Source organism: Nonomuraea helvata, from assembly GCF_039535785.1.
GTDB lineage: Bacteria > Actinomycetota > Actinomycetes > Streptosporangiales > Streptosporangiaceae > Nonomuraea > Nonomuraea helvata.
On the sequence record NZ_BAAAXV010000009.1, the window covers coordinates 1,919,869 to 1,945,062 of the forward strand.

Here is a 25,194-nt window from a genome sequence, read left to right on the forward strand (position 1 = left end):
CCTCACTCGCAGAAGCGAACGTCGGGATACTTCTCGGACGGCCCGTCGAGCAGGCTGCCGTCGCCCCCGCGCAGATGGCGGTCGAAGAAGGCGGCGACGTAGGCACGCTCGGCGGCGGCCGCCCGCACCGGGTCGATCGTGCCGACCGCCCGCGTCAGGGCCTCGGGGATGGCCTTCATCGCCGCCAGCTGGTAGATGATCGACTTGGCGTCGGTGTAGCTGGCGTGCGTCGTGCCGACGATGGACAGGAAATGCCGCTCGCCGCGCAGCTTGTCCCAGAAGCCGGACATCAGGACGCCGAGCTGCTGGGGCCCCGCACCGTTGCTGCTCATGACCATGAAGGGCCGCTTGCCGATCTTGGTGGCGACCTGGCCCACCAGCTCGGCCGCCTGCTCCGGCGTCGTTGTCGACGGATTGACGGGCACGGTCGGGACGACGCTACCGTCGAGGTCGATCCCGGCCTTGATCCGCGAGTCGTTGGCCATGGCCTGGGCGGCCGTCGAGCCGCCCAGGGAGTGCCCGAACACGCCGATCCGGTCCAGGTCCATGCTGTCGGCCAGTCCTCGGGGCAGCGAGCGGCCGGCGGCGAGCCGGTCGAGCACGAACCGCGTGTCGGCGATGCGCACCTTCATCACGCTGTAGGCGCCGTCCTTGTCGAGGCCGGGCCGGACGGTCTCCACCCGCCCTCCGGGGAACTGCACCGCGTCGGCGTCATAGGTATGGTCGATCGCCACGACGACGTAGCCGCGGCTGGCCAGATCCTCCACGAGCGTGGTGCCCAGCCAGCGGGACTCTCCCGCCCCATGTGAGTAGAGCACCACCGGATATGGACGGGAGGAGGGGCGGACCGGGGCTTCGGTGCGGGCGTGGGTGAGCGGGAATCGCACTTTGTCCAGGTCGATGTCCACGTCGCCAAGTTCGAGCTGCTTGGCGGCCTGCTGCAGACCCTTGGTGAGCGTGGTGCGATAGCGGGCCAGTTCCTTCGGTTGCATCCAGACAGTGGGCGTGCCACCGCGCTTGGCCGGGTACCACATGGTGACCATCAGCTCGCGGTCGTGGTTGCTGTCCCACCAGGGGTCCTGCCGTCCGCGGTCCACCAGGTGCAGCGAGACCATGCCGACGTCGTACGTGCCGGTGGGCGCGGGTAGCGTCAACCGTCGGGCCGCGGCCTGCGCGGCCGCCGGCAGTATGGTCGGCGCCACGGCCAGGCCGAGGGTGAGACCCGCCGCCCCGGTCAGGAGTCTGCGCCGGCCGAACGCAGTGCTGTGCATGTCATCTGTCATGGCGAACAGGTGTATCCAGGCCGCGGTTTCAGAAAAGTATCGTTGTCGAGCGGCTGATACCTTCCTGAAACTCCCGGTTCGGCAGGTTGCAGGAGACGACGGGAGGACTGGCGACAGTGCGCATACTCGTGATCGAGGACGACGAGGAGATGGCGGAGGCGATCGCCGCCGGCCTGCGCCGCTCACGGATGGCCGTGGACGTGGCACTGGACGGGCCTGCCGGGCTGGAGCACGCCCTGGAGAACGACTATGACGTCATCCTGCTCGATCGCGATCTGCCCGGCATGCACGGCGACGAGATCTGTGCCCGCCTCGTCAGCACCGGCTGCCGCAGCAGGGTGCTCATGCTCACCGCGGCAGCGACGAACGAGGATCTCGTCGACGGGCTCAGTCTGGGGGCCGACGACTACCTGCCCAAGCCGTTCGACTTCCCGGTGCTGGTGGCCCGCATCGGCGCGCTGGCGCGGCGCGCCCACCCCGCCGTCCCCCCGACCCTCCGCCACGGAGATCTTGTCGTGGACACCGCACAGCGCCTGGCCACCCGCGCCGGGCGGCGGTTGGAGCTGACTCCCAAGGAATTCGGCGTTCTGGAACTGCTGCTGGCCTCCCGAGGGCGGACGGTCTCAGCTGAAGAGCTGCTGGAGCGGGTGTGGGACGAGTTCGCCAACCCGTTCAGCCACACCGTGAAGATCACGATCAGTCGGCTGCGGGCCAAGCTCGGGGATCCGCCGATCATCGAGACGGTGTCCAAGTCCGGCTATCGCATCTGAGGGTGCCCATGTCCCGCCAGCCTCTATCACGTCTGAGAGGGCCCATGTCCCGCCGGCCTCGCCGTACCATCCGGATGCGTCTGACCCTGATCTACGGCGCGCTCTTCCTGCTGTCCGGTGCCGGCCTGCTCGCCGTCACCTATGCTCTGGTCGTCCACTCCACCAGCGCAGTCGTCTTCGACGGGCAGGACGGCCACCTGATCGGCGCTGCCGACGGCGCCCCGGACGCCGGCCGCCACCTGCTGGGCATCCCGGAAGGATTGACCGCCGAACAGGTCCAGGCTCAAGCCGACCGCATGCGCACCCAGGCCGTGCGCCAGCACGCAGCCGAGCTGCGCTCACTCCTCACCCAGTCGGCCATCGCCCTGGCCATCATGTCGGTCGTCTCGATCGTCCTGGGCTGGACCGTGGCCGGCCGCGTCCTGCGCCCGCTGCGCACCATCACCAGGAGCGCCCGGCAGATCTCCGCGACCAGCCTGCACGCGCGGCTGGCGCTGACCGGACCCGACGACGAGCTCAAAGAACTCGGAGACACCTTCGACGACCTGCTCGGCAGGCTGGACGCCTCCTTCACGGCCCAGCGCCAGTTCATCGCCAACGCCTCCCACGAGCTGCGCAGCCCGCTCGCCCGGCAACGCACTGTGGTGCAGGTGGCCCTCGCCGATCCCGGCGCCCACGCCGACCAACTGCGCGCTGTCTGCGAACGGGTGTTGTCGGCCAACGCTCAGCAGGAGCGCCTGATCGAGGCGCTGCTCACCTTGGCCCGCGGCGAGGCCGGCATCGACCACCACGAACCCTTCGACCTGGCCGAGATCACCGATCACGTCCTGCGCACGCACCGCCCCGAAGCCGACCGCCAGGGAATCCGCGTGGACGCCGCCCTCGGCCCCGCAGCGGCCTCCGGAGCCCCCCGCCTCGTCGAGCGCCTGGTGACCAACCTGGTGGACAACGCCCTGCGCTACAACGCCTCTTCCGGAACCGTCCACGTCACCACCGGCATGACGGACGGACGTGCCGCGCTCACAGTGGTCAACACCGGCCCCGTCGTTCCCGAGACGGAGATCGGGCGACTGTTCCAGCCGTTTCAGCGCGCCGGCACCGCCCGGGCCGGCCACGACAGCGGACTCGGCCTCGGACTGTCCATCGTCAAGGCCATCGCCGCCGCCCACGGCGCTCAGCTCGACGCCCGGCCGAACCCGCAAGGCGGCCTATGCGTCATCGTTACTTTTCCACCCCCTAGCCAAGACGGGGGTCGGGACTGGGAGCCGGTTGCTCCCCATTTGGGGGCATGAACCGTCCGGCGCAGTCCGCCTCCGTCCGGAGGAGTCTGGATACGTCCGCCCTCCCAGGTACTGTGCGAATCATCACAGGCCCAATGGGGTGGGCGTACGGGTTCAAATCCCACCACCACCGCCACGAGAAGGGCCTCCGACCTACGGGTCGGGGGCCCTTCGTCTGTCAAGATCATGGGGGCATTTGGGGACATCAGCCCCCAGCCAAGATCACGCAGACGGACTCCCGGTGGCGGTGGTCGCTCACCTTCCGATCCGGAGGGAACGCCAGAGAACGGCCTGAAGGGGCGCGTGAGCTACCGCGTCGCCTGGTAAATCGACGGCAAGCGTGAGAACGGACGCGACACTGAAACGTGCGACTCGCACGAGATCGTCAAGCGCAGCTTCGCCGGCACCTCGAAGGAGCCCTTGACTGCGTCTGCGGTCGCTACCTCGCCGCCCCGGCATCTGAGCCCGGATCCACCATCGTTGATCTCGACCACGAGTGGCATGCCTCTACCAGCCGGCATGGCCGGATCCCGTCACGCACACGTTGATGTGAATTGATGGGATGGATCTATCTCACCACCCGTTGCCGGTGATGTCCAGATAAGAGATCTACCGAGGACTCTGCAGCAAAATGCCCATTGGGGTAGACAGCGCCCCAGATTCGGCCTTAAATACATCCCATCTCTTCATGTCGGTGACACACGGATGCCGCCGACATGAAACATCCCCCGCTTCGGGATCAGTGCGAGGAAGTGCCGATGAGACTCACAACTGTCCTGTGCTCCACCGCCTCCGCCGTGTCCGCGCTGATCTTGCTCAGCGCCTGCAGCAGCTCCGGCACCACGGCCACGTCGAGCGACACGCCACTGGTCGGCGTGGACTACCCGCGCTCCGACACCGACTTCTGGAACTCGTACATCAAGTACACGCCCGAGTACGCCAAGGAGCTTGGCCTCTCGCTCAAGACCACCAACTCGCAGAACGACGTCGCCAAGCTGACCGCCAACGCGCAGACGTTCATCAGCCAGGGTGTGAAGGGCCTGGCGATGGCTCCGCAGGACACCGCCGCCATCGCCCCGACCCTCGCGCAGCTGGAAGCGAAGAAGATCTCGGTCGTCACCGTCGACACCCGCCCCGACAGCGGCAAGGTCTACATGGTCGTCCGCGCCGACAATCGTGCCTACGGCGAGAAGGCGTGCCAGTACCTGGGCACCAAGCTGGCCGGCAAGGGCAAGGTCGTCATGCTTCAGGGCGACCTTGCCTCCATCAACGGCCGTGACCGCACCGAGGCGTTCAACGACTGCATGAAGAAGAACTACCCGGGCATCACGGTGTTCGGAGAGGCCACCAACTGGGACGGCGCCGTCGCCGCGCAGAAGCTCCAGACAGACCTGACCGCCCACCCGGACATCAAGGGCGTCTACATGCAGTCCAGCTTCGCCCTGTCCGGGACGCTCCAGGTGCTCAAGCAGAAGGGCCTGTTGGTCGGTCCACAGGACGCGAAGCACGTGTTCGTCGTCTCGAACGACGGCATCCCCGAAGAACTCAAGTCCATCGCCGAAGGCAAGATCGACGCCACCGTCTCCCAGCCGGCCGACCTCTACGCCAAGTACGCCCTGTACTACCTGAAGGCCGCGATGGACGGGAAGACGTTCAACCCGGGCAAGACCGACCACGACAGCACCATCGTCCAGGTCCGTGACGGCCTGCTGGAGGACCAGCTCGCAGCCCCGCTCGTCACCGCCGACGGCGGCACCTACGGCGGTGTCCCCAGCCTCAAGAGCACCGACACGTCCCTGTGGGGCAACAACCTCGGCTGAGCCTCAGAGCTCGTCAGGAAACAGAACGGCTTACCAACACAAGGCGGTTGAGATGAGCGACGGGGAGCGAGCAGTCACCCCCGCGCCCGCCCCGGCGCACGACGGGAGAGCCCCGGCCGGCCCTCCCGTCGTCGAGGCGACGGGCATTGTCAAACGATTCGGTCCGACGGTGGCTCTGAACGGCGCCCGGATCACCATCATGCCCAACGAGACCCACGCGCTGGTCGGCCGCAACGGGGCCGGCAAGTCGACCCTGGTGTCCGTCCTCACCGGACTTCAGGCCCCGGACGAGGGAACGGTCACCTTCGGCGGCAGCCCGGCGCCCCGGCTCGCGGACCGCGACGCCTGGCGGCAGCGGGTGGCCTGTGTTTACCAGAAGTCGACGATCATCCCCACGCTGACCGTCGCCGAGAACCTCTTCCTGAACCGGCATGAGCACGGCCGGAGCGGGCTGATCAGCTGGCAGGGTGTGCGCAGCCGGGCGCGGGAACTGCTGTCGACCTGGTCGGTGGACGTGGATCCGCAAGCGTCGGCCGGCGATCTCAGCGTGGAACAGCGGCAGTTCGTCGAGATCGCCCGTGCGCTGTCCTTCGGAGCCCGGTTCATCATCCTCGACGAACCGACCGCGCAACTCGACGGCGCGGCGATCAACCGACTCTTCGAGAGAATACGCGATCTGCAGCGCCAGGGCGTGACCTTCCTGTTCATCAGCCACCACCTCCAGGAGATCTACGAGATCTGCGACATGGTGACGGTGTTCCGGGACGCCCAGCACATCCTGACCGCGCCGGTCGCCGAACTTCCCCGCACCGAGCTCATTGCCGCCATGACCGGCGAGGCGGCGGCCGACAGGCGCGAGGAACGGGCGAGCGCCTTCGACGTCGGCGCGACGTCGGCACTGAGCGTCCGGGGCCTTACCGGCCAGGCTTACGAGGACGTCACCTTCAAGGTGGGCGCCGGAGAGATCGTCGGCCTGGCCGGGGCCGCCGGCAGCGGTCGCATCGAGGTCGCCGAGACTGTCGTGGGGCTGCTGGCCGCCGACGGCGGCGAGGTCGAGATCGCAGGGCGGCAGCCAAAGCCGGGCAGCGTGCCCGCCGCGCTCGCCGCCGGCGCCGGGTTCGTCCCGCAGGACCGGCACCACCAGGGTTTCGTACCCGACATGTCGATCGCGGACAACGCCACGCTGTCCGTGCCCAAACGGCTCAGCCGGGGAGGGTTCCTGAGCCGCGACCGCCGGGACCAGCTCGCCGAGGGCATGATCGAGAAACTGGCGATCAAGACCTCAGGCCCCGATCTGTCGGTCTCCGCGCTGTCCGGGGGCAACCAGCAGAAGGTCGTCATGGCCCGCGCCCTCGCCGACGACCCCCTGCTGCTGGTGCTGATCAACCCGACCGCAGGCGTGGACGTGCGCTCCAAGGAGTTCCTCCTCGACAAGGTCGAGGAGACCGCGCAAGGCGGCACTGGAGTGCTCATCGCCTCCGACGAACTCGACGACCTGCGCATGTGCGACCGGGTCCTGGTGATGTTCCAGGGCCGAGTGACCTCAGAGATCGCCCGCGGCTGGCACGACCACGACCTAGTGGCCGCGATGGAAGGAGTGGACCTCAATGCCTGAAACCGCCCTCGCGGACACGCCCGCCCCCAAGCCCACGAAGCCCGAGGCCGGGCGGAAGGGGCTGTTCGGCGGCCGGATACCCGTGGCCCGGCTGCGCGATCTCGCCCTGGTTCCCGCGATCGTCGCGATCGCGATCGTCGGCCAGATCGTCAACCCGGTCTTCCTCCAGGGCGACAACCTGATCAACGTCCTGCAGACCATGTCCGAGATCGCCCTGCTGGTCCTTGCCCAGACGATGATCCTGATCGTCAAGAAGATGGACCTGTCTCTGGAGTCCACCATGGGCCTCGCGCCCGGCGTCGCCGCCCTGCTGGTGGTGCCGGCCGGCGTCGGACCCGGCCTCGGGCTCCTCCCCGGCGCCTGGTCGGTTCCCATCACGCTGGCCGTGGGTGCGCTCATCGGCGTGGCCAACGCCCTGCTGATCATCCGCTTCGGTCTCAACGGCTTCATCGTCACCCTCGGCATGCTGATCGTCCTGCGTGGCGTCCTCACCGGCATCTCGGGCGGCCAGACCTTCTTCCAACTGCCAGAGTCGATGCTCTACCTGGGCACCGCCCAGTGGTTCGGGATACCCGCCTCTATCTGGATCTGCCTGGTGCTGTTCGCCGTCGCGATCGTCGTCCTGGGCTGGACCAGCTTCGGCCGCTCGCTGTACGCCATCGGCGGCAACGTCGACGCGGCGAAGGCGGCCGGTATCCGCACTGACCGGGTGCTGTGGATCGTCATCGTCACCGGCAGCCTGCTGGCCGCACTCGCCGGGCTGATGCTTTCCGGGCGTCTCGCCTCCGTCGCCTCCGCGCAGGGCAACGGTTACATCTTCACCGTGTTCGCCGCCGCCGTCATCGGCGGGATCAGCCTCAACGGCGGCAAGGGCACCATGTTCGGCGCCTTCAGCGGCATCCTGCTGCTCTTCATGATCCAGAATGTGCTCACCCTCGCGGGTGTCCCCGCCCAGTGGATCGGCGCCCTCAACGGCCTGATCATCCTGGTCGCGCTGACCATCTCCCGCATCACGGGCGGCAAGGTCCAGGAGTGAACCGGGCGGCCCCACGCCGCCGTACGCCGCCCCGTCTTTGTTCCGTCGCAGGAGGTCGTGTCGCCGCCTGCCGCCACAGGAGTTGCTGCCATGTCCTCCGCTGTGTCCGTATCCGCCCGCATCACCGCGCTCGATGTCATGGACGTCCGGTTCCCGACGTCCGAGCATCTGGACGGATCGGACGCGATGAACCCCGAACCCGACTACTCGGCCGCCTACGTCATCTTGCGCACCGACGCCGGTGACGGACTGGAGGGCCACGCCCTGGCCTTCACCACGGGCCGTGGCAACGATGTCCAGGCCGCCGCCATCGCGGCCCTGGCCCCGCATGTGGTCGGATTGTCCGTCGACGAGGTCTGCGCCGACCTCGGCACGTTCTCCCGCTCCCTCGTCCACGACCCCCAACTGCGCTGGCTGGGCCCGGAGAAGGGCGCCATCCACATGGCCACCGGCGCCGTCGTCAACGCCGCCTGGGACCTCGCGGCCAAGCGGGCCGGCAAGCCTGTCTGGCGGTTTCTCGGCGAGATGTCGCCGGAGGATCTGGTCGCCCAGATCGACTTCCGCTGGCTGAGCGATGCCCTCACTCCAGAGGAGGCGCTTCAGATCCTGCGCCGCGCCGAACCGGGCCGCCAGCAGCGCATCGCCCACTTGCTGGAGCGCGGCTACCCCGCCTACACCACCACCCCTGGCTGGCTCGGCTACTCCGACGAGAAGCTGGCCCGCCTCGCCCGCGAGGCCGTCGCCGACGGCTTCACCCAGATCAAGCTGAAGGTCGGCGCGGACCTCGAGGACGATCTACGGCGTATGCGCACTGCTCGTCAGACCGTGGGCGAGGGCGTTCGCATCGCGGTCGACGCCAACCAGAGATGGGACGTGCAGCCCGCCATCGACTGGATGCGCGCCCTGGCTCCCTATCAGCCGTACTGGATCGAGGAGCCCACCTCCCCGGACGACATCCTCGGGCATGCCGCCGTTCGCAAGGCGGTCAGCCCCATCAAGGTCGCCACCGGCGAGCACATCGCCAACCGGGTTGTCTTCAAGCAACTCCTCCAGGCGGGCGCGGTGGACATCGTGCAAATCGACTCGGCACGGGTCGGCGGCGTCAACGAGAACATCGCGATCCTGCTGCTCGCTGCCAAGTTCGGGGTGCCGGTCTGCCCACACGCGGGCGGTGTGGGCCTGTGTGAGATGGTGCAACACCTGTCGATGTTCGACTACGTCGCCGTCTCCGGCACGGTCGAGGACCGGGTCATCGAGTACGTCGACCATCTGCACGAGCACTTCGTCGACCCGGTCCGCGTTGTGGACGGCCACTACCTCGCCCCGGCCCTGCCCGGACTCAGCGCGCAGATGCACCCGGAGTCTCTCAAGGAGTACGCCTACCCCGACGGCCCAGTCTGGACCGCCCGTGTCTGACGCCCTGCGTCTGGTCGACGCCCATCATCACGTATGGAACCTCGATCACCGCCCCCAGCCCTGGCTGGACGAGGCGGGCCACGAGCCGATCCGCCGCACCTTCGGCCTCGACGACCTGCGATCGACCGCGACCCGGCTCATCGCCGGCCGACAGCTGACGAGCACGGTGGTCGTCCAGTGCGTCACGTCCGTGGACGAGACACGCGAGCTGCTGGCTCTGGCGGACGAGAACCCGCTGATCGGCGCGGTCGTCGGCTGGGCAGACCTGACCTCCCCGGCGATCGGTGACGTGCTCGACGAACTGCGGGCCGGGCCCGGAGGGGCGTATCTGAGAGCCGTGCGGCACATCGTCCAAAGCGAGTCCGACCCGGAATGGCTGCAACGCCCCGCCGTGGAGCGGGGGTTGCGGGCGGTGCGGGAGCGCGGGCTCGGCTACGACGTGCTCATCCGCAGCCACCAGCTCTCCCAGGCGATCCGCTTGGCCGAACGCCTCCCGGATCTGCCGCTGGTCCTGGATCACGCGGGCAAGCCCCCTATCGTCCGGCAGGATCTGGCCGGCTGGGAACAGAACGTGAGACTGCTTGCCGGGCACCCGCAAGTGCGGTGCAAGGTGTCCGGGCTGGTCACGGAAGCCGACCCCGAGAAGTGGACGATCGCGGACATCCGCCCGGTGTGGGACGTCCTGCTCTCCTCCTTCGGCCCCGAGCGGCTGATGTTCGGCTCCGACTGGCCGGTATGCGTCCTGGCGGGGGGCTGGAACCGCTGGGCCGCCACCGTCGAGGTACTCCTGAGCGGCTGCTCCGCCATCGAGACCGACGCCGTGCTCGCCGACACTGCGACCACCTTCTACGGCCTGACATCCGCCGACGGGAGGACCGCCCCATGCTCCTGACCGAACTGCTGCACCCTGGAATCCTCGAAGCCCTGGCCGGAGCCGGCCACGGCGCCCGCGTCCTGCTCGCCGACGGCCACTACCCCGCCAGCACCGCCGCCGGCGAGCGTGCCAGGACGGTCCACCTCAACCTGGCCCCCGGCCTGCTGGACGTCACCGTCGTGCTCGACGTCCTGCTGCGGGCCCTGCCCGTCGAGTCGGCCCAGGTGATGGTGCCCCCCGAGGGCGCACCGGAGCCGCCGGCCGTCACCGAGTACCGCTCGAAGCTGGCGCCCGTCCCGGTCGAGAAACTCAGCCGCTTCGAGTTCTACGACGCCGCCCGCTCACCCGACCTGGCGCTGGCGATCGTCACCGCCGACATCCGTACCTACGCGAACCTGCTGTTGACCATCGGCGTTCGCACTGAAAGGACCGTGAGAACACGATGACCCTCGCCGTCCGTTACACGGCTGCCCGAACCCTGGACACGGCGCCCGTCGAACCCACCTCCCCGGGACCGGGTGAGGTCGAGCTGGCCCCCGCCTACGTCGGCATCTGCGGCACCGATCTCCACATCTTCCACGGTGACATGGACGCCCGGGTCAGCACACCCGCGGTCCTGGGGCACGAGATGTCCGGCCGTGTCCTCCGTGTCGGGCCGGACGTCGAAGGCTGGCGGCCCGGCGACGCGGTCACCGTGATGCCGCTGCGCTGGGACGACAGCTGCCCCGCCTGCCGCGCAGGCAACCAGCACATCTGCCAGCACCTGGATTTCATCGGTATCGACTCCCCGGGCGCGATGCAGCAGCGCTGGATCGTGCCCGCCGCCACCCTCGTACGGCTGCCCGATTCGCTCCCCCTGGACCGCGCCGCGCTCGTCGAACCCACTGCGGTGGCGGTACACGACGTGGGCCGGGCCCGAGTGCGGGACGGTGAGCGGGTGGTCGTCGTGGGCGGCGGACCCATCGGCATCCTGATCGCGCTGGTCGCGCGCGCCACCGGTGCCGAAGTCCGCGTGGTGGAGCTGAGCGGCCACCGGCGGATCCTGGCGCAGAAGTTGGGGCTGACCGCCTGGAACCCGGCTGCCGAGGACGTGCCCGAACTGGTCCGGCAGTGGACCGGCGACGCAGGCGCGGATGTCGCATTCGAGGTCTCCGGCGCGGCAGGCGGTGTGGACACCGCGGTCCAAGTGCTGGGCGTACGCGGCCGGCTGTGCCTCGTGGCCATCCACCCCCGGCCTCGAGAGGTCGACCTGCATCGGTTCTTCTGGCGCGAACTGACCCTCATCGGCGCAAGGCTGTACGACCGTTCAGACTTCGAGAAGGCGGTCACGCTGGTTGCCGACGCCACCATCCCCGCCGAGCAGCTGATCAGCAAGGTGGTACCACTCACCCAGGCGCCCGCCGCGTTCGAAGCGCTCGAGGCGGGTGGCGACGTCATGAAGATCCTCGTGGACTGCACCGACGACGCACAGGGAGCAGCCGTATGACTGCCTTCGACCTCACGGGAAGACTTGCCGTTGTCACCGGCGCCCGGCGCGGCATCGGCCGGGCCATGGCCCGGGCGCTGGCCGAGGCCGGCGCCGACGTCATCGGCGTCAGCGCCAACCTGGAGGAGTCCGGCAGCGCCGTCGAGAAGGACGTCATTGCCGCAGGCCGTACCTTCGAGGCGATCCGCACCGACTTCGCCGACACCGAGGCCGTCCGGGCCCTGGCCACGGACCTCGCTGGACGTGAGCGACCGGTGGACATCCTGGTCAACAATGCGGGCACCATCCGCCGCGCCCCGACGTCCGAACACGCCGACGCCGACTGGGAGCTGGTCCTCCAGGTCAACCTCAGCGCTCAGTTCAAGCTGACCAGGGCGGTGGGCGCGGCGATGGTGTCCCGAGGCTACGGGAAGATCATTTTCACGGCGTCGCTGCTCAGCTTCCAGGGCGGCATCAATGTGCCCGGCTACACCGCCGCCAAGCACGGTGTCGCCGGCCTGACCAAGGCGCTGGCCAACGAGTGGGCCCCGCACGGCGTCAACGTCAACGCCATCGCGCCCGGCTACATCGCTACCGACAACACTCAGGCTCTCCAGGACGATCCGGCGCGCAGCCGGGCGATCCTGGACCGCATCCCGGCCGGGCGGTGGGGCACCGCCGACGATCTCGCGGGCGCCACCGTGTTCCTGGCCTCCGACGGCGCCGCCTACGTGCACGGCGCCGTCCTCCCCGTCGACGGCGGATGGCTGGGCCGATGACTATGGGCGCCGGCACCGTGCTCTCCCCCGAGCAGGTGGGCGGGCCATGGCAGCCGGCGCCCGCTTCGTGGTCTCGCCCGCCGGCCGGCGGCCGCCCGACTCGCACTCCCCAGGAGCACACCTTGCGACACCGGAAGATCACGAACACCTCTGTCGAGCTCAGCGAACTCGGCTTCGGGGCCTCCGTCATAGGCAATCTCCACCGCGTCACACCGGCCCTCGACGCGGCAGCCGCGGTCGAAGCGGCCTGGGACGCAGGCATCCGGTACTTCGACACAGCACCCCACTACGGCCTGGGCCTGTCCGAGCACCGCCTGGGCGCCGCGCTGCGGGACCGTCCGCGGAACGAGTACGTCATATCTTCCAAAGTGGGCCGTCTGCTGGTGCCCAACGAGCGGCCGCGCGGGGTCGACGACGAGGGTTTCGTCGTCCGGGACGACCTGCGCAGGCAGTGGGACTTCAGCCGGGACGGGGTACTGCGTTCCATCGAGGCGACACTGGAGCGCACGGGCCTCGACCGTCTGGACGTCGTCTACCTGCACGACCCCGACGACCACTGGAGGCAGGCCGCCGAGGAGGCCATGCCCGTCCTGGCGGAACTACGCGGCCAAGGGGTGATCGGCGCCATCGGCGCCGGCATGAACCAGTCGGCCATGCTCGCCCGCTTCCTGCGTGACACCGCCGCCGACGTGGTGATGCTCGCCGGCCGCTACACGCTCCTCGACCAGTCGGCATTGGACGACGTCCTGCCCGCCGCTCAGGAACTGGACAAAAGTGTGGTGGCGGTCGGTGTGTTCAATTCGGGACTGCTCTCCCTCGACCGGCCCGCCGAGGGCATGAAGTACGACTACCGGGACGCGCCGCCTGCCCTGGTCGCCCGTGCCCTGGCGATCGCCGAGGTCTGCGTGGCGCACGGCACGACTCTCCCGGCAGCGGCGATTGCCTTTCCGTACACCCATCCCCATATCATCAACGTCACCCTGGGCATGCGGAATGCTGAGCAGGTCGCGCGGAACGCGGAACTCCACCGTCGGCACATCCCCGAAGGACTTTGGGAGGACCTCCGTACCCAAGGATTGATCAGATCGGACGTGCCCGCCGGGAAGGGGCACCAGAGGAGTTCGCATTGTCTTTGACCGACAAGGCCATTGAGCAGATCCGTGAGCTGATCCGCACCGGAGCCCTGCCACCGGGTTCGAAGCTTCCACCGGAACCGGACCTGGCCGCTCAACTGGGCCTGTCCCGCAACCTCGCGCGGGAAGCGGTCAAGGCACTGGCTGTCGCGCGAGTCCTGGAGATCCGGCGTGGGGACGGCACGTACGTGACCAGCCTGCAGCCGAGTCTGCTCTTCGAGGGTCTCGGCGGGGCTGTGGAGCTGCTGCAGGGCGACTCGGCCGCCCTGCAGGATCTGATGGAGGTACGTCGGCTCCTCGAACCGGTCGCCACAGCACTGGCCGCAATCCGGATCTCCGACGAACAACTCGCCGAGGTGCAACAGCACTTGGACGCCATGCGTGAGGCCCGCGACGACGTCGAACGGCTCAACGCCCACGACGCGGCCTTCCACCGTGCCGTCGTCTCAGCCACGGGCAACGACACGCTGCTCACCCTCCTGGAGGCCATCTCCGGCCGTACGTTGCGCGCCCGCATCTGGCGTGGCCTCGTTGACGCCGACGCTGCGGGCCGCACCCTCGCCGAGCACGAGGCGATCTTCACGGCCCTGTCCACCCGTGACGCCGCTCTCAGCCAGGCCGCTGCACTGCTGCACGTCAGTAGCACCGAACGGGGATTGAGGGAATACCTGCGCACCACCGAATCCCTCCCCGGCTGAGCGCCGACGGCGCACGGCACCGGCCGTTCGGGGGCATGGACTGTCCGGCGGTGTCCACGCCCGTCCGGAAGAATCTGGAGACGTCCCCGCCATGGAAAAGGGCCTCTGACCTACGGGTCAGGGGCCCTTTCTCGGTGCCGGGACGAGCGTGAGCCCGTCCCTTTCTCTCATTCTCAGTTGGGCAGCTCCAGGACCCTGGCGTGCAGGATCGATCGTTGGTGCAGGGCCGCGCGCAACGCGCGATGCAGGCCGTCCTCCAGATAAAGCTCGCCCTGCCACTGCACCACGTGCGGGAAAAGATCCCCGTAGAACGTGGAGTCGGCGGCGAGCAACGAGTGCAGGTCCAGCATGGCCTTCGTGGTGATCAACGAGTCGAGCCGGACCTGCCGTGGAGGGATCTGCGCCCACTCGCGGTGCGTCAGACCGTGTTCGGGATAAGGGCGTCCGTCGCCGACAAGCTTGAAGATCACCCCCCCGATTTTAGGAGAGAATTCGAATCCTTGCGCTGTCATGAAGCGTCAGCGCAGCTCATCCAGTCCGCAGTCACCGGGTTTACCGTTTTCGTAGCCGCGTTGGAAGGCGGCGACTCGTTGCTCGGAACTGCCGTGCGTGAACGATTCGGGATCGACTCTGCCGGTGGTGCGCTGCTGGATTCTGTCGTCGCCGACCGCCGCGGCCGCGTCCAGGGCTTCGGAGATCTCCGCCGTGGTGAACGGCTTGTCGTAGAAGCCGGTCTGGACCGCGTTGTGCGCCCAGACGCCGGCGTAGCAGTCGGCCTGGAGCTCGATGGCGACCGACGAGCCGCTGGAGCCGAGCGCGCCGAGCAGGTCCTGTGCGTGGTGGCCGTACTCGTGGGCGATCACGTACGCCTGCGCGAACGGGCCGCCCCTGGCGCCGAACTGGCTGTGGAGCTGCTCGAAGAAGCTCAGGTCGAGGTAGACGCGCTGGTCGCCGGGGCAGTAGAACGGGCCGACGGCCGAGCTGGCGGTGCCGCAGCTCGTCTTCAACTGCCCTGAGTACAGGACGGTCTTGGCCGGCCGATATCCGGAAATTTCCTTCTTCCAGTAGTCCTGGATGCTGTTGACCACGCCCACCACGCGGCACTTCTCCGATTGGTCGGCATCCTTGCCCGTATGGCACTGCTCGGCCAGGTTGGATGCAGGCCGTTGCCGGGCCGGCTCGCTGCTCCCGCCGCCGCCGCCGCCCACGTTGTTGAGCACGAAGACCAGCACGAGCACGATCAGGCTGACGATGCCACCACCGCCGATGATCATGCCGCCGGGGAAACCGCCGCCTCCGCCGCCTCCGCCCGAATATCCGCCGGCGTCCTCCACCTGCGAGGGGTCGAGTTCGACGTCGTCTCTGAAGTCCATTCTGACGTCCCTTCTGGGGGTGCCACCCGACTGACAGCTTCCCCGACGGTCCGTCTAAATACCTCCGGAGAACGTGTCACACCGCTTCGGGTCCCCGCTCTCGTACCCGACAGTGAACCACTTCTCCCGCTGCAGCGACGTGCCGTGGGTGAAGGCGTCGGGGGTCACGCGGCCCTGTGTGCGCCGCTGGATGCTGTCGTCCCCCACCGCCGCGGCCGCGCTGAGCGCCTGGTCGATGTCCTTCTTGGAGAACGGCTCGCGGAAGAAGCCGGTCTTGACCGCGTTCTGCGCCCAGACGCCCGCGTAGCAGTCGGCCTGTAGCTCCAGTCGCACCGATGCGCCGCCGGCGCCCGGCCTGCTGCCGGTGCCGACTCTGCTCATGGTGCCGAGCAGGCCCTGCACGTGGTGGCCGTACTCGTGGGCGATCACGTACGCCTGTGCGAACGGACCGCCCTCCGCGCCGAAGTCCCGCTGGAGCGTGTCGAAGAACGTCAGATCGAGGTAGACCTTGCGATCGGCGGGACAGTAGAAGGGGCCCACGGCGTAGTCGGCCGTGCCGCAGCCGGTGTTGACCGCCTGCGTGAACAGCACGGTCTTCGCGGGCGTGTACGTCCTGCGCCCGCGCTCGTCGAACGCCTGCCGCCAGTACGACTGGATGCTGTTGACCGTCCCGACGACGCGGCAGTCCTCGGACTGCTGGGCGTCGGCCCCGGTACGGCAGCGAGCGGCCAGATTGCCGGCCGGGCCGGGGGCGCCCGGGGCACTCGGCTGCTGCCCGCCACCCTGCCCCCCGCCCTGCCTGGCGCTCTCGTTGCCGCTGAACGGCGACGGGAAGACCCCGAACAGGAACATCCCGGCCACCGTCAGGATCAAGAGGAGGCAGCCGCCGCCCCGGCCGCCGATGGGCACCATGCAGCCGCCCCCGCCCGGCCGCGGACGGGAGGCCCGCACGTCCTCGACCTGCGACGGATCAAGCTGCGCGTCGTCGTCGAACTGCATGCCTCCCCTCATCCCCAGTAATGACTTGATTACGCAGGGCTATAGCCCGATGTAATGCAGAATCGGCTCTATGTACGCTAATCTTCCGATATGACGGGTGGATTGATCGGGATCGCGCTGGTTTCGCTGGGCATGGTTCTCACGCCAGGACCGAACATGGTCTATCTGATCTCACGATCGATCACCCAGGGCCGCCGGGCGGGCCTGATCTCCCTCACCGGCGTCGTCCTCGGCTTCACCCTCTACCTGACCGCGACGTGCCTGGGGCTGACGGCCATCTTCGCGTACGTGCCGGTCGCGTACACGGTGCTCAAGCTGGCCGGCGCCGGGTACCTGCTCTGGCTTGCCTGGAACGCCCTCAAGCCGGGTGGCACCTCGGCCTTCCAGCCGCGCGACCTCGAGCCCGAGCGCCCGCGCAAGCTGTTCGGCATGGGCCTGCTCACCTGCCTGCTCAACCCCAAGATCGCCATCCTGTACCTGTCGCTGCTCCCGCAGTTCATCGACCCGGCCATGGGACACGTGCTGCTGCAGAGCCTGGCGCTCGGCTCGGTCCAGATCGTGGTCGCGACCACGGTCAACGCCCTGATCGCCATCTCGGCCGGCGCCCTGGCCGCCTTCCTGGCCCGCCGCCCGCTCTGGCTCCGCGTCCAGCGCTACGTCACGGGCACGGTGCTCGGCGTCTTCGCCGTACACATGGCCACGGACCGCTCGAAGGCCCTCGTCGCCACCTAGCGGCAACCGCCCCGAGCTATCGGGACGTGGCCGGGCAGAACTCCGCGGAGAGCACGTCGTTGAAGACGCTCAGCGGAGCCCAGTCTCCGTTGAGCTGGCTCGTGACGCAGTGCTTGCCGTCACGCGTCCCCATGGAGTAGCTCCAGGAACCGTACGTGGCGCCGGGCCTACGCCGCCAGACAGACAGCCGACCGTCGGTCTGACGTTTGCGATGATCAATGAATGTTCAGGTAGTGCGCGGGAGTGGCGGCAGCGGCAGGGGGAGCCCGGGCAGGCCGTCGATGCTGGTCGCGACGTGCTCCTTCTCCTGGAAGTACGCGTCGAGCGACTCGTCGGTCTCGCGCGCGAAACGCGAGGCGTGCAGCGGCCGGTCCTCCTCATAGGTCATGAACGGGACGGCATACCCGCAGGTGTCGCGGATCTTCTCCGCGGTCACAACGATGATCGCGCGCAGGCCGTGCAGGCTCGGGTCGATGTCCGGGAAATAACCCATCAGCTCGTCCCAACGCGGATCGTCGCGGAAGACCGGCTCTCCGCGGCCGTGCACGCGCACAATGTTGGGCGGACCCTCGAAGGCGCACCACATCAGGGTGATGCGGCCGTTCTCGCGCAGATGGGCGATCGTCTCGGCGTTGCTGCCGGCGAAATCGAGGTAGGCCACGGTCAGTTCGTCGAGCACGGCGAACGAGCCGTTCAGGCCCTTGGGCGAGAGATTGATGGTGCCGTCGCCGCCGAGCGGCGCGGTCGCGGTGAAGAAAATGTGCTGCGCCTCGATGAAGGCACGCAGCCTGCCGTCTATCCGCTCGTAGCTCTTCCCCATGGCCCGATTATGACGGGGGTGGTCGTTTTCGCCGCTCCCTCGACCACCCCACGGACTCGATCACGCCCCCTATGAGCGAGTCGCCTCATAGTCGAGGCGTACGGTCGGGGCGGTCCGGGCCGCCGGCCGCATGGTCAGGATCAGCACGGCCAGCCCGGCGAAGATGACCGCGGCCACGAGCCCGGTGACGTGCAGGCTGAAGGTGAACGCCTCCCGCGCCGTGTGCAGCAGTTCCGCGCTCTGGTCTGCGGGAAGGTGCCGGCTGGCGGCGACCGCGCCGGCCAGCGAGTCGGACGTGCCGTCCGTACGGCTGCGGTAGACCACCGCGGCCACCACACCGAGCAGCGCGAAGCCGAGCGAACCGCCGAAGTAGTTGCCGGTCTCCGACATCGACGCCGCCGAGCCGGCGCGCTCCGGCGGTACGGACCCGACGACCAGCCCGGTGCCCAGCGCGAACAGCGGGCCGGTGCCCAGCGCCAGTACGGCGATGCCGATCATCACCAGCGGCAGGGCGAGCGCACCGTGGACGACGACCAGCAGCAGGCTGCCCAGCGCCGACCCCGCCAGCCCGCCGGCGATCGCGGTCGTCTGCTTCATCCGCCGGGCCAGCGCCGGTGCGGCCATGGTGCCGACCGCCACGCCCAGCCCCATCGGAGCGAACAGCACCGCCGACGCGACCGGCGAGAAGCCCAGCACGCTCTGCAGGTACTGGGTCACCAGCAGGCCCGTACCGGCCATGGCGACGCCGGCGAAGACCAGCCCGACGAGTACGGCCGTGAACGGGCGGTTGCGGAACAGCCGCAGGTCCAGCAGGGGAGCCTCCAGGCGCAGCTGCCGGCGTACGAACAGGAATCCGATGGCCGCGCCGACGACGAGGGCGGCCGCCGGCACGACCGGCATGCTCTCCACGACCAGCTGCTTGATGCCGTAGACCATCAGAAGCACCGCCACGAGCGACAGCCCGACGCTGGTCAGGTCCAGCCGGCCGGCCTGGTCGCTACGGAACTCCGGCAGCAGGAGCGGCCCGGCGAGCAGCAGCAACGCCATCGCCGGCACGGCGGCCAGGAACACCGACCCCCACCAGAAGTGCTGGAGCAGGAATCCGGCGAGTACGGGCCCGAGCGCGCCGCCGGTGAACTGGCAGGTCGCCCAGATCGCGATGGCCTGCCCGCGCTGTCGTTCGTCGCGGAACATGTTGGTGATCAAGGCAAGTGTGGACGGGGCCAGGGTCGCGCCGGCGATGCCCAGCAGCGCACGCGCGATGATCAGCATCAGCGGGCTGACCGCGAAGGCGGCCACGACCGACAGCACCGCGAACGCCCCTCCGCCGATCATCAGCAGCCGTCGGCGGCCGATCCGGTCGCCGAGCGTACCCATCGTGATGACCAGGCCGGCCACCATGAGCCCGTAGCTGTCGCTGATCCACAGCTGCTGGACGTTGGTGGCACCCAGGTCGGCGCTCAGCCGCGGGAGCGCGAGGAGCAGCGCCGTCATGTCCATCGCGACCAGCAAGGTCGGCAGCATGAGGACGACCAGTCCCAGCCATGCCCGATTGGTTCGCATATCCTGAACTCCCTGTTCTCTCGACGTTCCGCCTGCTGGTCGGAGCGGCCGAGAGCTTCTTGACACCGGTACGGGCGGAAATTTCGCGGAGCCGGCCGCCGCGGGGGAGATGCCGACCTCGCGCGCCGGGCGAAGAAATTGCCGCGAAAGTTCTGGCGGGGCATGTCAAGACGACGTCGGCGGCTCCGACCAACCGGTCGAAGGGCCCGCCGGGGCTCGCGAACCACGAGGAGCACGAGATGAAGTTCCTGATCAGCCTGCACATCAACCCGGCCGTGCTGGACGCGCTGACCGACGAGGAGAAGGCGGCGATCGGCGACGGCCACGCCGCGTTCATCGAGGCGCTGAAGAGATCCGGCGAGATGATCACCACTCAGGCGCTGGTCGACCCGTCGCAGGCCGCCGTGGTGTCCGTACGCAACGGCCAGCCGGTGGTGACCGACGGCCCTTTCCTGGAGGCGAAGGAGTACCTGGGCGGCTTCTACCTGATCGACTGCGAGAACAAGGAGCGGGCGATCGAGCTGGCAGCGCAGATCCCGGACACCGCGATCGAGGGGCTGGGGGTGGAGGTGCGGCAGGTGATGTTCGCTGACGGACAATTGGAGGCATGACAGCGCCCCCAGCTATCGAGGACCTGCTGCGTGAGCTCACGCCGCAGGTCCTCGGCGCGTTGGTACGCCGGCACGGCCAGTTCGAAGGGTGTGAGGACGCCGTACAGGAGGCCGTCCTCGCCGCCACCGTCCAGTGGCCGGCCGAGGGGGTGCCGGACAATCCGCGCGGTTGGCTCATGACTGTGGCGTCCCGGCGGCTCATCGACCAGATGCGCAGTGACCACGCGCGCCGTGAGCGGGAGTCGGTGACGGCCACCGACGTGGTGCCCGAGGACGTACCGGACACCGACGACTCGCTCGTCCTGCTCTTCCTGTGCTGCCATCCGACGCTGACCGCGGCCTCCCAGACCGCCCTGACGCTGCGGGCGGTCGGCGGCCTGACCACTGCCGAGATCGCCCGCGCGTTCCTGGTGCCGGAGGCCACCATGGCGGCCAGGATCAGCCGGGCCAAGCAGCGCATCAAGGCCGCAGGCAGCTCGTTCAGCCTGCCGGACGGCGCGGAGCGCGAGGAGCGGCTACGGGTCGTCCTGCACGTCCTCTACCTGATCTTCAACGAGGGCTATACCGCCTCGTCGGGCAGCGAGTTGCACCGCGCCGACCTCGCACGGGAGGCGATCCGGCTGACCAGGATGGTCCACGCGCAGCTGCCCGAGGACGGCGAGGTGACCGGGCTGCTCGCGCTGATGCTGCTGACCCACGCCCGCCGGGAGACCCGCACGACGGAGGCCGGCGACCTGGTGCCGCTGGACGAGCAGGACCGTACGGAGTGGGACCGCGTACTGATCGACGAGGGCATCGAGCTGGTCAAGACGTCGCTGGCCGGCCCGGAGCTGGGCCCTTACCAACTGCAGGCCGCCATCGCCGCCACGCACGCCGACGCGGCCACGGCCGAGGAGACCAACTGGGCACAGGTGCACGCCCTTTACCTGATCCTGGAACGGATCGCACCCAACCCGATGGTCACCCTCAACCGGGCGATCGCACTCGCCGAGACGGAGGGGCCCCTGGCCGGGCTGGCTCTGCTGTCCACATTGGACGGTGACGAGCGGATGGCCGGACATCACCGGCTGCTGTCGGTACGGGCGCATCTGCTGGAGAAGACCGGCGACACGGCGGGGGCGTACGAGCACTACCGGCGCGCCGCGAAGTCAACCGCCAGCATCGCCGAGCAGCGCTACCTGGAGTCCCGGGCCAGCCGGGTAAGGGAGCCGCGGTCCTCTTCAGGGAAGCTTGCGGAAGACGCCTGAAGCTCTGCCGATCACTCCGGTGGCCAGGAGCGGGCCGCCGGGGACGGCCGACAGCGAGGTCAGTTCGCCGCCCGCCGGAACCCTGGTCCAGTGGCCGGAGGGGGCACGTCCGAGCCGATGTTGCCGCGTTCTATCGGGAAGTCGCTTCTCGTCCAGTGGTCGCCATCCCAGTGGAAGACCGTGGGGCGGTGCGGGCCGTCGGCCATCGGCAGCCAGGCGCCGATTCCGACGATGTCCCAGCCGAAGGCCCACGCGTCGTGCCCGCCGGTGGCGATGACCTGTCCGTAGGTGACCGACGACTGGGCGGCCACCAGTTTCCAGCGGTCGTTGCCGTCGTCCCAAGGGGCGGTCCACGAGAGCCAGAGGCCGGCGGCCGTGGCCGCCAACCCGAGCCACAGGCCGCTGGTGCTCGCCGTGCCTCCCGGCGCGCGGGTGTCGGAGCTGGACCGGGGCATCTTAAGAAAAGTTCGCGTACGGTCTGTCGAATTCGCGTCGCCCGTCCGACGTAGAGGTGTACCGACCAGACACGCAGCCAAGGAGTCCATCATGGCCCAGTACGCGATCCTCATCTTCGACAACGCCGAGGCCGGCGACTACACGCTGGAGCAGCAGGCGGCGAGCAAGCGGCACGCCGACGACCTCATCGAGTCCGGCGCCATGATCACGGCGTATGCGCTGCAGTCCGCCGACACTGCCACCTCGCTGCGCGGCGACCTGGTCACCGACGGCCCCTTCATCGACTCCAAGGAAGTCATCGCCGGCGTTTGCATCATCGAGGCCCCCGACCTGGACGCCGCCCTGGAACTGGCGCGTCATAACCCGGCCGTCCAGTGGGGCCGCGGCGGTGTCGAGGTGCGGCCTGTCGCGGGCGGTGTCGCGCCCATCGCCCGATGACGGCTGCGACGGACGCAGGACGGGCGGTCGCTGATGCGCACCGGCGCGAGTGGGCCTTCGTGCTCGCGGCGACGGTGCGCGTCGCGCAGGACCTGGACCTGGCCGAGGAGTGCGTACAGGAGGCGTACGCCGCGGCGCTGTCGGCCTGGGAACGCGACGGGATCCCGGGCAACCCTGCGGCGTGGCTCACCACCGCGGCCAAGCGTCGGGCGATGGACGCCATTCGCCGCGAGCGGACGTTCCGCGCGAGGCTGCCGCTGCTGGTGGAACCCGAAGAGGCCGTCGACGAGCTCGCCTTGGACGAGCTGGACAAACCGGATGAGGGGCAGGCCATGGACCCGGAGGATGTCATCCCCGATGAGTGGCTGCGGCTCATCTTCACCTGCTGCCATCCCGCGCTCGCGCAGGAGGCGCAACTCGCGCTGACGCTGCGGCTGGTGTGCGGGCTGCCGACACCGGACGTTGCCCGGGCGCTGCTGGTGTCGGAACAGACGATGGCCGCCCGCATCACCCGAGCGAAGAAAAAGATCTCCGCCGCCCGCATCCCCTACCGGGTGCCGCGCCCGGCGGAACTGCCGGATCGGCTCACGGCCGTGCTCGGCGTGCTCCACCTGCTGTTCGCTGCCGGGCACACGGCCCCATCCGGCCCCACGCTCATGCGCACCGACCTGGCCGACCGCGCGCTGCACCTGGCCCGCACGCTGCGGGGCCTCATGCCCGACGAGCCCGAGGTCTGCGGGCTGCTGGCGCTGCTCCTGGTCACCGACGCCCGGCGCGTCACCCGAACCGGCGCCGGCGGTCGGCTGGTGCGGCTTGAGGAGCAGGACCGCTCGCTGTGGGACCGCGGCGCGCTGGCCGAGGCGCACGAGTTGATCGTGGCCGGGTTGCGGGGTGGCCGCGCGGGGCGTTACCTGCTGCAGGCGGCGATCGCCTCGCTGTATGCCGAGGCGCCGACGTATGAGGAGACGGACTGGCCGCAGATCGTGGCACTCTACGACAGGCTGCTGTCGCTCTGGCCCTCGCCGGTGGTTGCGCTGAACCGGACCGTGTCGGTGTCGATGGCCCAAGGACCGGCGGTCGCGCTGGCGCAGGTCGAGGCGCTGGAGCAGGAGGGCCGGCTCTCCCGGTACCAGTACTTGCCGGCGATCAAGGCGGAGCTGCTGCAGCGACTCGGGCGTACGGACGAGGCGGCGGCCGCGTACCGGCAGGCGCTGGAGCTGACCGGCAACGAGGCTGAGCGGGAATACCTGGCCGGGCGCCTCACCGGCCAGGAGGCCGGCCCCGCGTAAGGGATCATGTACTGCGCAGGCACCCCAGGCTGGCTTCGTCATGCTGAACGCGCTAGTGCTGTTCAACACGTGGTACATGGACAGCGCGGTTACCTGGTCCCGCGCGGAGAGCTTCCACGTTCGCGACGAGGCCTGCCGCCGGCGGCGGTCACTGGCCCCGGCCTGGCCCCCCCACGCTGCTGAGCGCCGCCGAGTACGGCCGGCTGCCCGCCATCGAGCGCGACGCCTACGACGAAGCCCGGCTCGACCATCATGCGCGGCTGGTGGTGGCCACCTCCGCCGTTCGCCACACGGTGACCTGCGGGCGGCGCCTGGTGCTGCTCAACCGGCACGGGATCAGCGCCCGCTGCGGGCTGATCGTCTCGCGCCCGGCAGGCACCGGCAAGACCATCGCCATCGCCCAGCTCGGACGCGCCCTCCTGGCATCTGCTGGATTGAGGGACGGTCGGCTCCACGACGCCCGGCACACCGCCGCAACCGTCCTGCTGGTCCTCGGGGTCCCCGAGAGAACGGTGATGGCCATCATGGAGTGGTCCAGTAGCGGAATGGCACGCCGGTACCAGCACGTCACCGACGGCATCCGGAACACGGTGGCCAAGCAGGTTGACGGCCTGCTCTGGGAGACGAGTAAGGAGGGAGACGAGTCCTCCGAAGAGGTCAACTGAGACTGGAATAGCGAAAGGGGCCGACTTGGATGGGGTCGGCCCCTTCGCGTTTACTGCCTCAACCAGGCGCGGAGGATAGGGGATTTGAACCCCTGAAAGGTTGCCCTAAACACGCTTTCCAAGTCTGTGGACCTTCGTTCACCGCTGGTCACGCCGGTCTCTAACTGGGACGAGGAGCCAGACGGGAACCCTGGTGAACACCCTTGTACGGGGCTGAACTGAGACCCTAAATGAGACCCCGCCAGAGGCGGATCGGGCTGTAACACCGGGGGCGCCGCCCGAGTGTTACAGCCTTTTTGCGTGTGCGAGCTGGCCGCAGGGAGGCCGGTAGAGGGCGTGAGTTAGCAGCAGCTCTTCGAGGCGTTGACCGGTTCGACGGTCAACTCGCCGGCCGGTGCCGTGGCCGGGGTGCAGCAGGCGGAATCGGCTTCTTTGGTAAGGGTGTCGGCGTCGGCCTTGACCACGTACACCTCCCACGGCTCGGCACCCGGGCCACGAACCCAGACCTTGTCCTGAAGGGCGTAGCAGCAGGAGGTGTCGTTCTCCTCGAAGGTAGCCAGTCCGCCGTCCTTGAGCCGCTGGGTGGCGGCGTTGACCTGGGCGGTGTCCTCGACCTCGACGCCGAGATGGTCCATGCGGGTCGGCTCCCCTTCCTCGCCCTCGATGAGCACCAGCTTGAGCGGGGGTTCGGCGATCGCGAAGTTGGCGTAGCCAGGGCGGCGCTTGGCCGGTTCGGTGCCGAACAGCTTGGAGTAGAAGGTGATCGAGCTCTCCAGGTCGGCGACACGGAGGGCGAGTTGGACGCGAGACATGACGATCTCCCATCGTTGTT

26 protein-coding genes are annotated in these 25,194 nt (G+C 68.9%); 18 read left to right on the forward strand and 8 right to left on the reverse strand.

Features of this window, described 5'->3' with window-relative positions; all coding sequences use genetic code 11:
* Positions 1 to 2 precede the first annotated feature (2 nt).
* The gene (locus tag ABD830_RS42260; protein WP_345000045.1) at positions 3 to 1,271 is read right to left on the reverse strand and encodes an alpha/beta hydrolase family protein; all 1,269 of its coding nucleotides are present in this window, start codon (positions 1,269 to 1,271) and stop codon (positions 3 to 5) included.
* 128 nt (positions 1,272 to 1,399) lie between these two features.
* On the opposite strand from ABD830_RS42260, the gene ABD830_RS42265 reads away from it, so the two are divergent.
* The 12 genes from ABD830_RS42265 to ABD830_RS42320 all read left to right on the forward strand — a co-directional run bounded on the left by ABD830_RS42265 (position 1,400) and on the right by ABD830_RS42320 (position 14,169).
* Entirely contained in the window at positions 1,400 to 2,053 is a 654-nt protein-coding gene (locus ABD830_RS42265; RefSeq protein WP_345000047.1) for a response regulator transcription factor, read from the forward strand.
* 74 nt (positions 2,054 to 2,127) lie between these two features.
* The gene (locus ABD830_RS42270; RefSeq protein ID WP_345000049.1) at positions 2,128 to 3,345 is read left to right on the forward strand and encodes a sensor histidine kinase; all 1,218 of its coding nucleotides are present in this window, start codon (positions 2,128 to 2,130) and stop codon (positions 3,343 to 3,345) included.
* Positions 3,346 to 4,091: 746 nt separating this feature from the next.
* Positions 4,092 to 5,153, forward strand: a complete 1,062-nt coding sequence (locus ABD830_RS42275) for a sugar ABC transporter substrate-binding protein (RefSeq protein WP_345000051.1) — start codon at positions 4,092 to 4,094, stop codon at positions 5,151 to 5,153.
* A gap of 52 nt (positions 5,154 to 5,205) precedes the next feature.
* Positions 5,206 to 6,768 carry a sugar ABC transporter ATP-binding protein gene (locus ABD830_RS42280; RefSeq protein WP_345000053.1) on the forward strand — a complete coding sequence of 521 codons (1,563 nt, stop codon included), beginning with the start codon at positions 5,206 to 5,208 and terminating at the stop codon, positions 6,766 to 6,768.
* Positions 6,761 to 7,804: an ABC transporter permease gene (locus ABD830_RS42285; protein ID WP_345000056.1), complete on the forward strand. Its 1,044-nt coding sequence runs from the start codon at positions 6,761 to 6,763 to the stop codon at positions 7,802 to 7,804. Before ABD830_RS42280 ends, ABD830_RS42285 begins: the two co-directional genes overlap by 8 nt.
* Before the next feature lie 90 nt (positions 7,805 to 7,894).
* Positions 7,895 to 9,220: an L-fuconate dehydratase gene (locus tag ABD830_RS42290; RefSeq protein WP_345000058.1), complete on the forward strand. Its 1,326-nt coding sequence runs from the start codon at positions 7,895 to 7,897 to the stop codon at positions 9,218 to 9,220.
* On the forward strand, positions 9,213 to 10,112 hold the full coding sequence (locus tag ABD830_RS42295; RefSeq protein WP_345000060.1) for an amidohydrolase family protein: 900 nt from the start codon (positions 9,213 to 9,215) through the stop codon (positions 10,110 to 10,112). The genes ABD830_RS42290 and ABD830_RS42295 overlap by 8 nt, the downstream gene beginning before the upstream one ends.
* Positions 10,103 to 10,540, forward strand: coding sequence for an RbsD/FucU domain-containing protein (locus ABD830_RS42300; RefSeq protein WP_345000062.1), 438 nt, complete (start codon positions 10,103 to 10,105; stop codon positions 10,538 to 10,540). The genes ABD830_RS42295 and ABD830_RS42300 overlap by 10 nt, the downstream gene beginning before the upstream one ends.
* Positions 10,537 to 11,580, forward strand: coding sequence for a zinc-dependent alcohol dehydrogenase (locus tag ABD830_RS42305; protein ID WP_345000064.1), 1,044 nt, complete (start codon positions 10,537 to 10,539; stop codon positions 11,578 to 11,580). Before ABD830_RS42300 ends, ABD830_RS42305 begins: the two co-directional genes overlap by 4 nt.
* Positions 11,577 to 12,338 carry an SDR family oxidoreductase gene (locus tag ABD830_RS42310; RefSeq protein WP_345000066.1) on the forward strand — a complete coding sequence of 254 codons (762 nt, stop codon included), beginning with the start codon at positions 11,577 to 11,579 and terminating at the stop codon, positions 12,336 to 12,338. Before ABD830_RS42305 ends, ABD830_RS42310 begins: the two co-directional genes overlap by 4 nt.
* 122 nt (positions 12,339 to 12,460) lie before the next feature.
* The gene (locus ABD830_RS42315; protein ID WP_345000069.1) at positions 12,461 to 13,474 is read left to right on the forward strand and encodes an aldo/keto reductase; all 1,014 of its coding nucleotides are present in this window, start codon (positions 12,461 to 12,463) and stop codon (positions 13,472 to 13,474) included.
* Complete coding sequence (locus ABD830_RS42320; RefSeq protein ID WP_345000071.1) at positions 13,465 to 14,169, forward strand: FadR/GntR family transcriptional regulator; 705 nt, start codon at positions 13,465 to 13,467, stop codon at positions 14,167 to 14,169. The genes ABD830_RS42315 and ABD830_RS42320 overlap by 10 nt, the downstream gene beginning before the upstream one ends.
* A gap of 173 nt (positions 14,170 to 14,342) precedes the next feature.
* Here ABD830_RS42320 and ABD830_RS42325 read toward each other — a convergent pair whose 3' ends face one another.
* The 3 genes from ABD830_RS42325 to ypfJ (ABD830_RS42335) are packed head-to-tail and all read right to left on the reverse strand — an operon-like array spanning position 14,343 to position 16,541.
* Positions 14,343 to 14,639 (reverse strand): type II toxin-antitoxin system VapB family antitoxin, encoded by a 297-nt coding sequence (locus ABD830_RS42325; RefSeq protein ID WP_195897211.1) that lies wholly within the window; start codon positions 14,637 to 14,639, stop codon positions 14,343 to 14,345.
* Positions 14,640 to 14,687: 48 nt separating this feature from the next.
* Positions 14,688 to 15,542 (reverse strand): KPN_02809 family neutral zinc metallopeptidase, encoded by an 855-nt coding sequence (ypfJ, locus tag ABD830_RS42330; RefSeq protein ID WP_345000076.1) that lies wholly within the window; start codon positions 15,540 to 15,542, stop codon positions 14,688 to 14,690.
* A 54-nt stretch (positions 15,543 to 15,596) separates the two neighbouring features.
* On the reverse strand, positions 15,597 to 16,541 hold the full coding sequence (gene ypfJ / locus ABD830_RS42335; RefSeq protein WP_345000078.1) for a KPN_02809 family neutral zinc metallopeptidase: 945 nt from the start codon (positions 16,539 to 16,541) through the stop codon (positions 15,597 to 15,599).
* A gap of 90 nt (positions 16,542 to 16,631) precedes the next feature.
* Between ypfJ (ABD830_RS42335) and ABD830_RS42340 the strand changes: the two genes are divergently transcribed.
* Positions 16,632 to 17,273, forward strand: a complete 642-nt coding sequence (locus ABD830_RS42340; protein WP_345000080.1) for a LysE family translocator — start codon at positions 16,632 to 16,634, stop codon at positions 17,271 to 17,273.
* A 226-nt stretch (positions 17,274 to 17,499) separates the two neighbouring features.
* On the opposite strand, the gene ABD830_RS42345 is transcribed toward ABD830_RS42340, so the two are convergent.
* Both ABD830_RS42345 and ABD830_RS42350 read right to left on the reverse strand, forming a co-directional pair.
* Entirely contained in the window at positions 17,500 to 18,093 is a 594-nt protein-coding gene (locus ABD830_RS42345; protein ID WP_345000082.1) for a pyridoxamine 5'-phosphate oxidase family protein, read from the reverse strand.
* Between the two features lie 69 nt (positions 18,094 to 18,162).
* Positions 18,163 to 19,656, reverse strand: coding sequence for an MFS transporter (locus ABD830_RS42350; RefSeq protein ID WP_345000084.1), 1,494 nt, complete (start codon positions 19,654 to 19,656; stop codon positions 18,163 to 18,165).
* Positions 19,657 to 19,895: 239 nt separating this feature from the next.
* Here ABD830_RS42350 and ABD830_RS42355 point away from each other — a divergent pair, with 239 nt between their 5' ends.
* Together ABD830_RS42355 and ABD830_RS42360 are read left to right on the forward strand one after the other, a co-directional pair.
* Positions 19,896 to 20,267, forward strand: coding sequence for a YciI family protein (locus tag ABD830_RS42355; protein WP_345000086.1), 372 nt, complete (start codon positions 19,896 to 19,898; stop codon positions 20,265 to 20,267).
* Positions 20,264 to 21,514: an RNA polymerase sigma factor gene (locus ABD830_RS42360; protein ID WP_345000088.1), complete on the forward strand. Its 1,251-nt coding sequence runs from the start codon at positions 20,264 to 20,266 to the stop codon at positions 21,512 to 21,514. Before ABD830_RS42355 ends, ABD830_RS42360 begins: the two co-directional genes overlap by 4 nt.
* Positions 21,515 to 21,573: 59 nt before the next feature.
* Here ABD830_RS42360 and ABD830_RS42365 read toward each other — a convergent pair whose 3' ends face one another.
* The gene (locus tag ABD830_RS42365; protein WP_345000091.1) at positions 21,574 to 21,969 is read right to left on the reverse strand and encodes a hypothetical protein; all 396 of its coding nucleotides are present in this window, start codon (positions 21,967 to 21,969) and stop codon (positions 21,574 to 21,576) included.
* 91 nt (positions 21,970 to 22,060) lie between these two features.
* Between ABD830_RS42365 and ABD830_RS42370 the strand changes: the two genes are divergently transcribed.
* The 3 genes from ABD830_RS42370 (at position 22,061) to ABD830_RS42380 (ending at position 24,362) form a co-directional block, all read left to right on the forward strand.
* Complete coding sequence (locus ABD830_RS42370; protein ID WP_345000093.1) at positions 22,061 to 22,408, forward strand: YciI family protein; 348 nt, start codon at positions 22,061 to 22,063, stop codon at positions 22,406 to 22,408.
* Positions 22,405 to 23,697: an RNA polymerase sigma factor gene (locus ABD830_RS42375; RefSeq protein WP_345000095.1), complete on the forward strand. Its 1,293-nt coding sequence runs from the start codon at positions 22,405 to 22,407 to the stop codon at positions 23,695 to 23,697. The genes ABD830_RS42370 and ABD830_RS42375 overlap by 4 nt, the downstream gene beginning before the upstream one ends.
* Before the next feature lie 263 nt (positions 23,698 to 23,960).
* The gene (locus tag ABD830_RS42380) at positions 23,961 to 24,362 is read left to right on the forward strand and encodes a tyrosine-type recombinase/integrase (RefSeq protein WP_345000098.1); all 402 of its coding nucleotides are present in this window, start codon (positions 23,961 to 23,963) and stop codon (positions 24,360 to 24,362) included.
* Between the two features lie 341 nt (positions 24,363 to 24,703).
* Here ABD830_RS42380 and ABD830_RS42385 read toward each other — a convergent pair whose 3' ends face one another.
* Positions 24,704 to 25,174: an ArsI/CadI family heavy metal resistance metalloenzyme gene (locus ABD830_RS42385; RefSeq protein WP_345000100.1), complete on the reverse strand. Its 471-nt coding sequence runs from the start codon at positions 25,172 to 25,174 to the stop codon at positions 24,704 to 24,706.
* Between the last annotated feature and the right edge of the window lie 20 nt (positions 25,175 to 25,194).

Coding starts and splice junctions, on each gene's coding strand:
- ABD830_RS42370 (WP_345000093.1), top strand. CDS start 22,061: ATGGCCCAGTACGCGATCCTCATCTTCGACAACGCCGAGGCCGGCGAC.
- ABD830_RS42365 (WP_345000091.1), bottom strand. CDS start 21,969: ATGCCCCGGTCCAGCTCCGACACCCGCGCGCCGGGAGGCACGGCGAGC.
- ABD830_RS42270 (WP_345000049.1), top strand. CDS start 2,128: ATGCGTCTGACCCTGATCTACGGCGCGCTCTTCCTGCTGTCCGGTGCC.
- ABD830_RS42260 (WP_345000045.1), bottom strand. CDS start 1,271: ATGCACAGCACTGCGTTCGGCCGGCGCAGACTCCTGACCGGGGCGGCG.
- ABD830_RS42350 (WP_345000084.1), bottom strand. CDS start 19,656: ATGCGAACCAATCGGGCATGGCTGGGACTGGTCGTCCTCATGCTGCCG.
- ABD830_RS42275 (WP_345000051.1), top strand. CDS start 4,092: ATGAGACTCACAACTGTCCTGTGCTCCACCGCCTCCGCCGTGTCCGCG.
- ABD830_RS42340 (WP_345000080.1), top strand. CDS start 16,632: ATGACGGGTGGATTGATCGGGATCGCGCTGGTTTCGCTGGGCATGGTT.
- ABD830_RS42375 (WP_345000095.1), top strand. CDS start 22,405: ATGACGGCTGCGACGGACGCAGGACGGGCGGTCGCTGATGCGCACCGG.
- ABD830_RS42300 (WP_345000062.1), top strand. CDS start 10,103: ATGCTCCTGACCGAACTGCTGCACCCTGGAATCCTCGAAGCCCTGGCC.
- ABD830_RS42310 (WP_345000066.1), top strand. CDS start 11,577: ATGACTGCCTTCGACCTCACGGGAAGACTTGCCGTTGTCACCGGCGCC.
- ABD830_RS42280 (WP_345000053.1), top strand. CDS start 5,206: ATGAGCGACGGGGAGCGAGCAGTCACCCCCGCGCCCGCCCCGGCGCAC.
- ypfJ (WP_345000076.1), bottom strand. CDS start 15,542: ATGGACTTCAGAGACGACGTCGAACTCGACCCCTCGCAGGTGGAGGAC.
- ABD830_RS42345 (WP_345000082.1), bottom strand. CDS start 18,093: ATGGGGAAGAGCTACGAGCGGATAGACGGCAGGCTGCGTGCCTTCATC.
- ABD830_RS42290 (WP_345000058.1), top strand. CDS start 7,895: ATGTCCTCCGCTGTGTCCGTATCCGCCCGCATCACCGCGCTCGATGTC.
- ABD830_RS42305 (WP_345000064.1), top strand. CDS start 10,537: ATGACCCTCGCCGTCCGTTACACGGCTGCCCGAACCCTGGACACGGCG.
- ypfJ (WP_345000078.1), bottom strand. CDS start 16,541: ATGCAGTTCGACGACGACGCGCAGCTTGATCCGTCGCAGGTCGAGGAC.
- ABD830_RS42355 (WP_345000086.1), top strand. CDS start 19,896: ATGAAGTTCCTGATCAGCCTGCACATCAACCCGGCCGTGCTGGACGCG.
- ABD830_RS42385 (WP_345000100.1), bottom strand. CDS start 25,174: ATGTCTCGCGTCCAACTCGCCCTCCGTGTCGCCGACCTGGAGAGCTCG.
- ABD830_RS42360 (WP_345000088.1), top strand. CDS start 20,264: ATGACAGCGCCCCCAGCTATCGAGGACCTGCTGCGTGAGCTCACGCCG.
- ABD830_RS42285 (WP_345000056.1), top strand. CDS start 6,761: ATGCCTGAAACCGCCCTCGCGGACACGCCCGCCCCCAAGCCCACGAAG.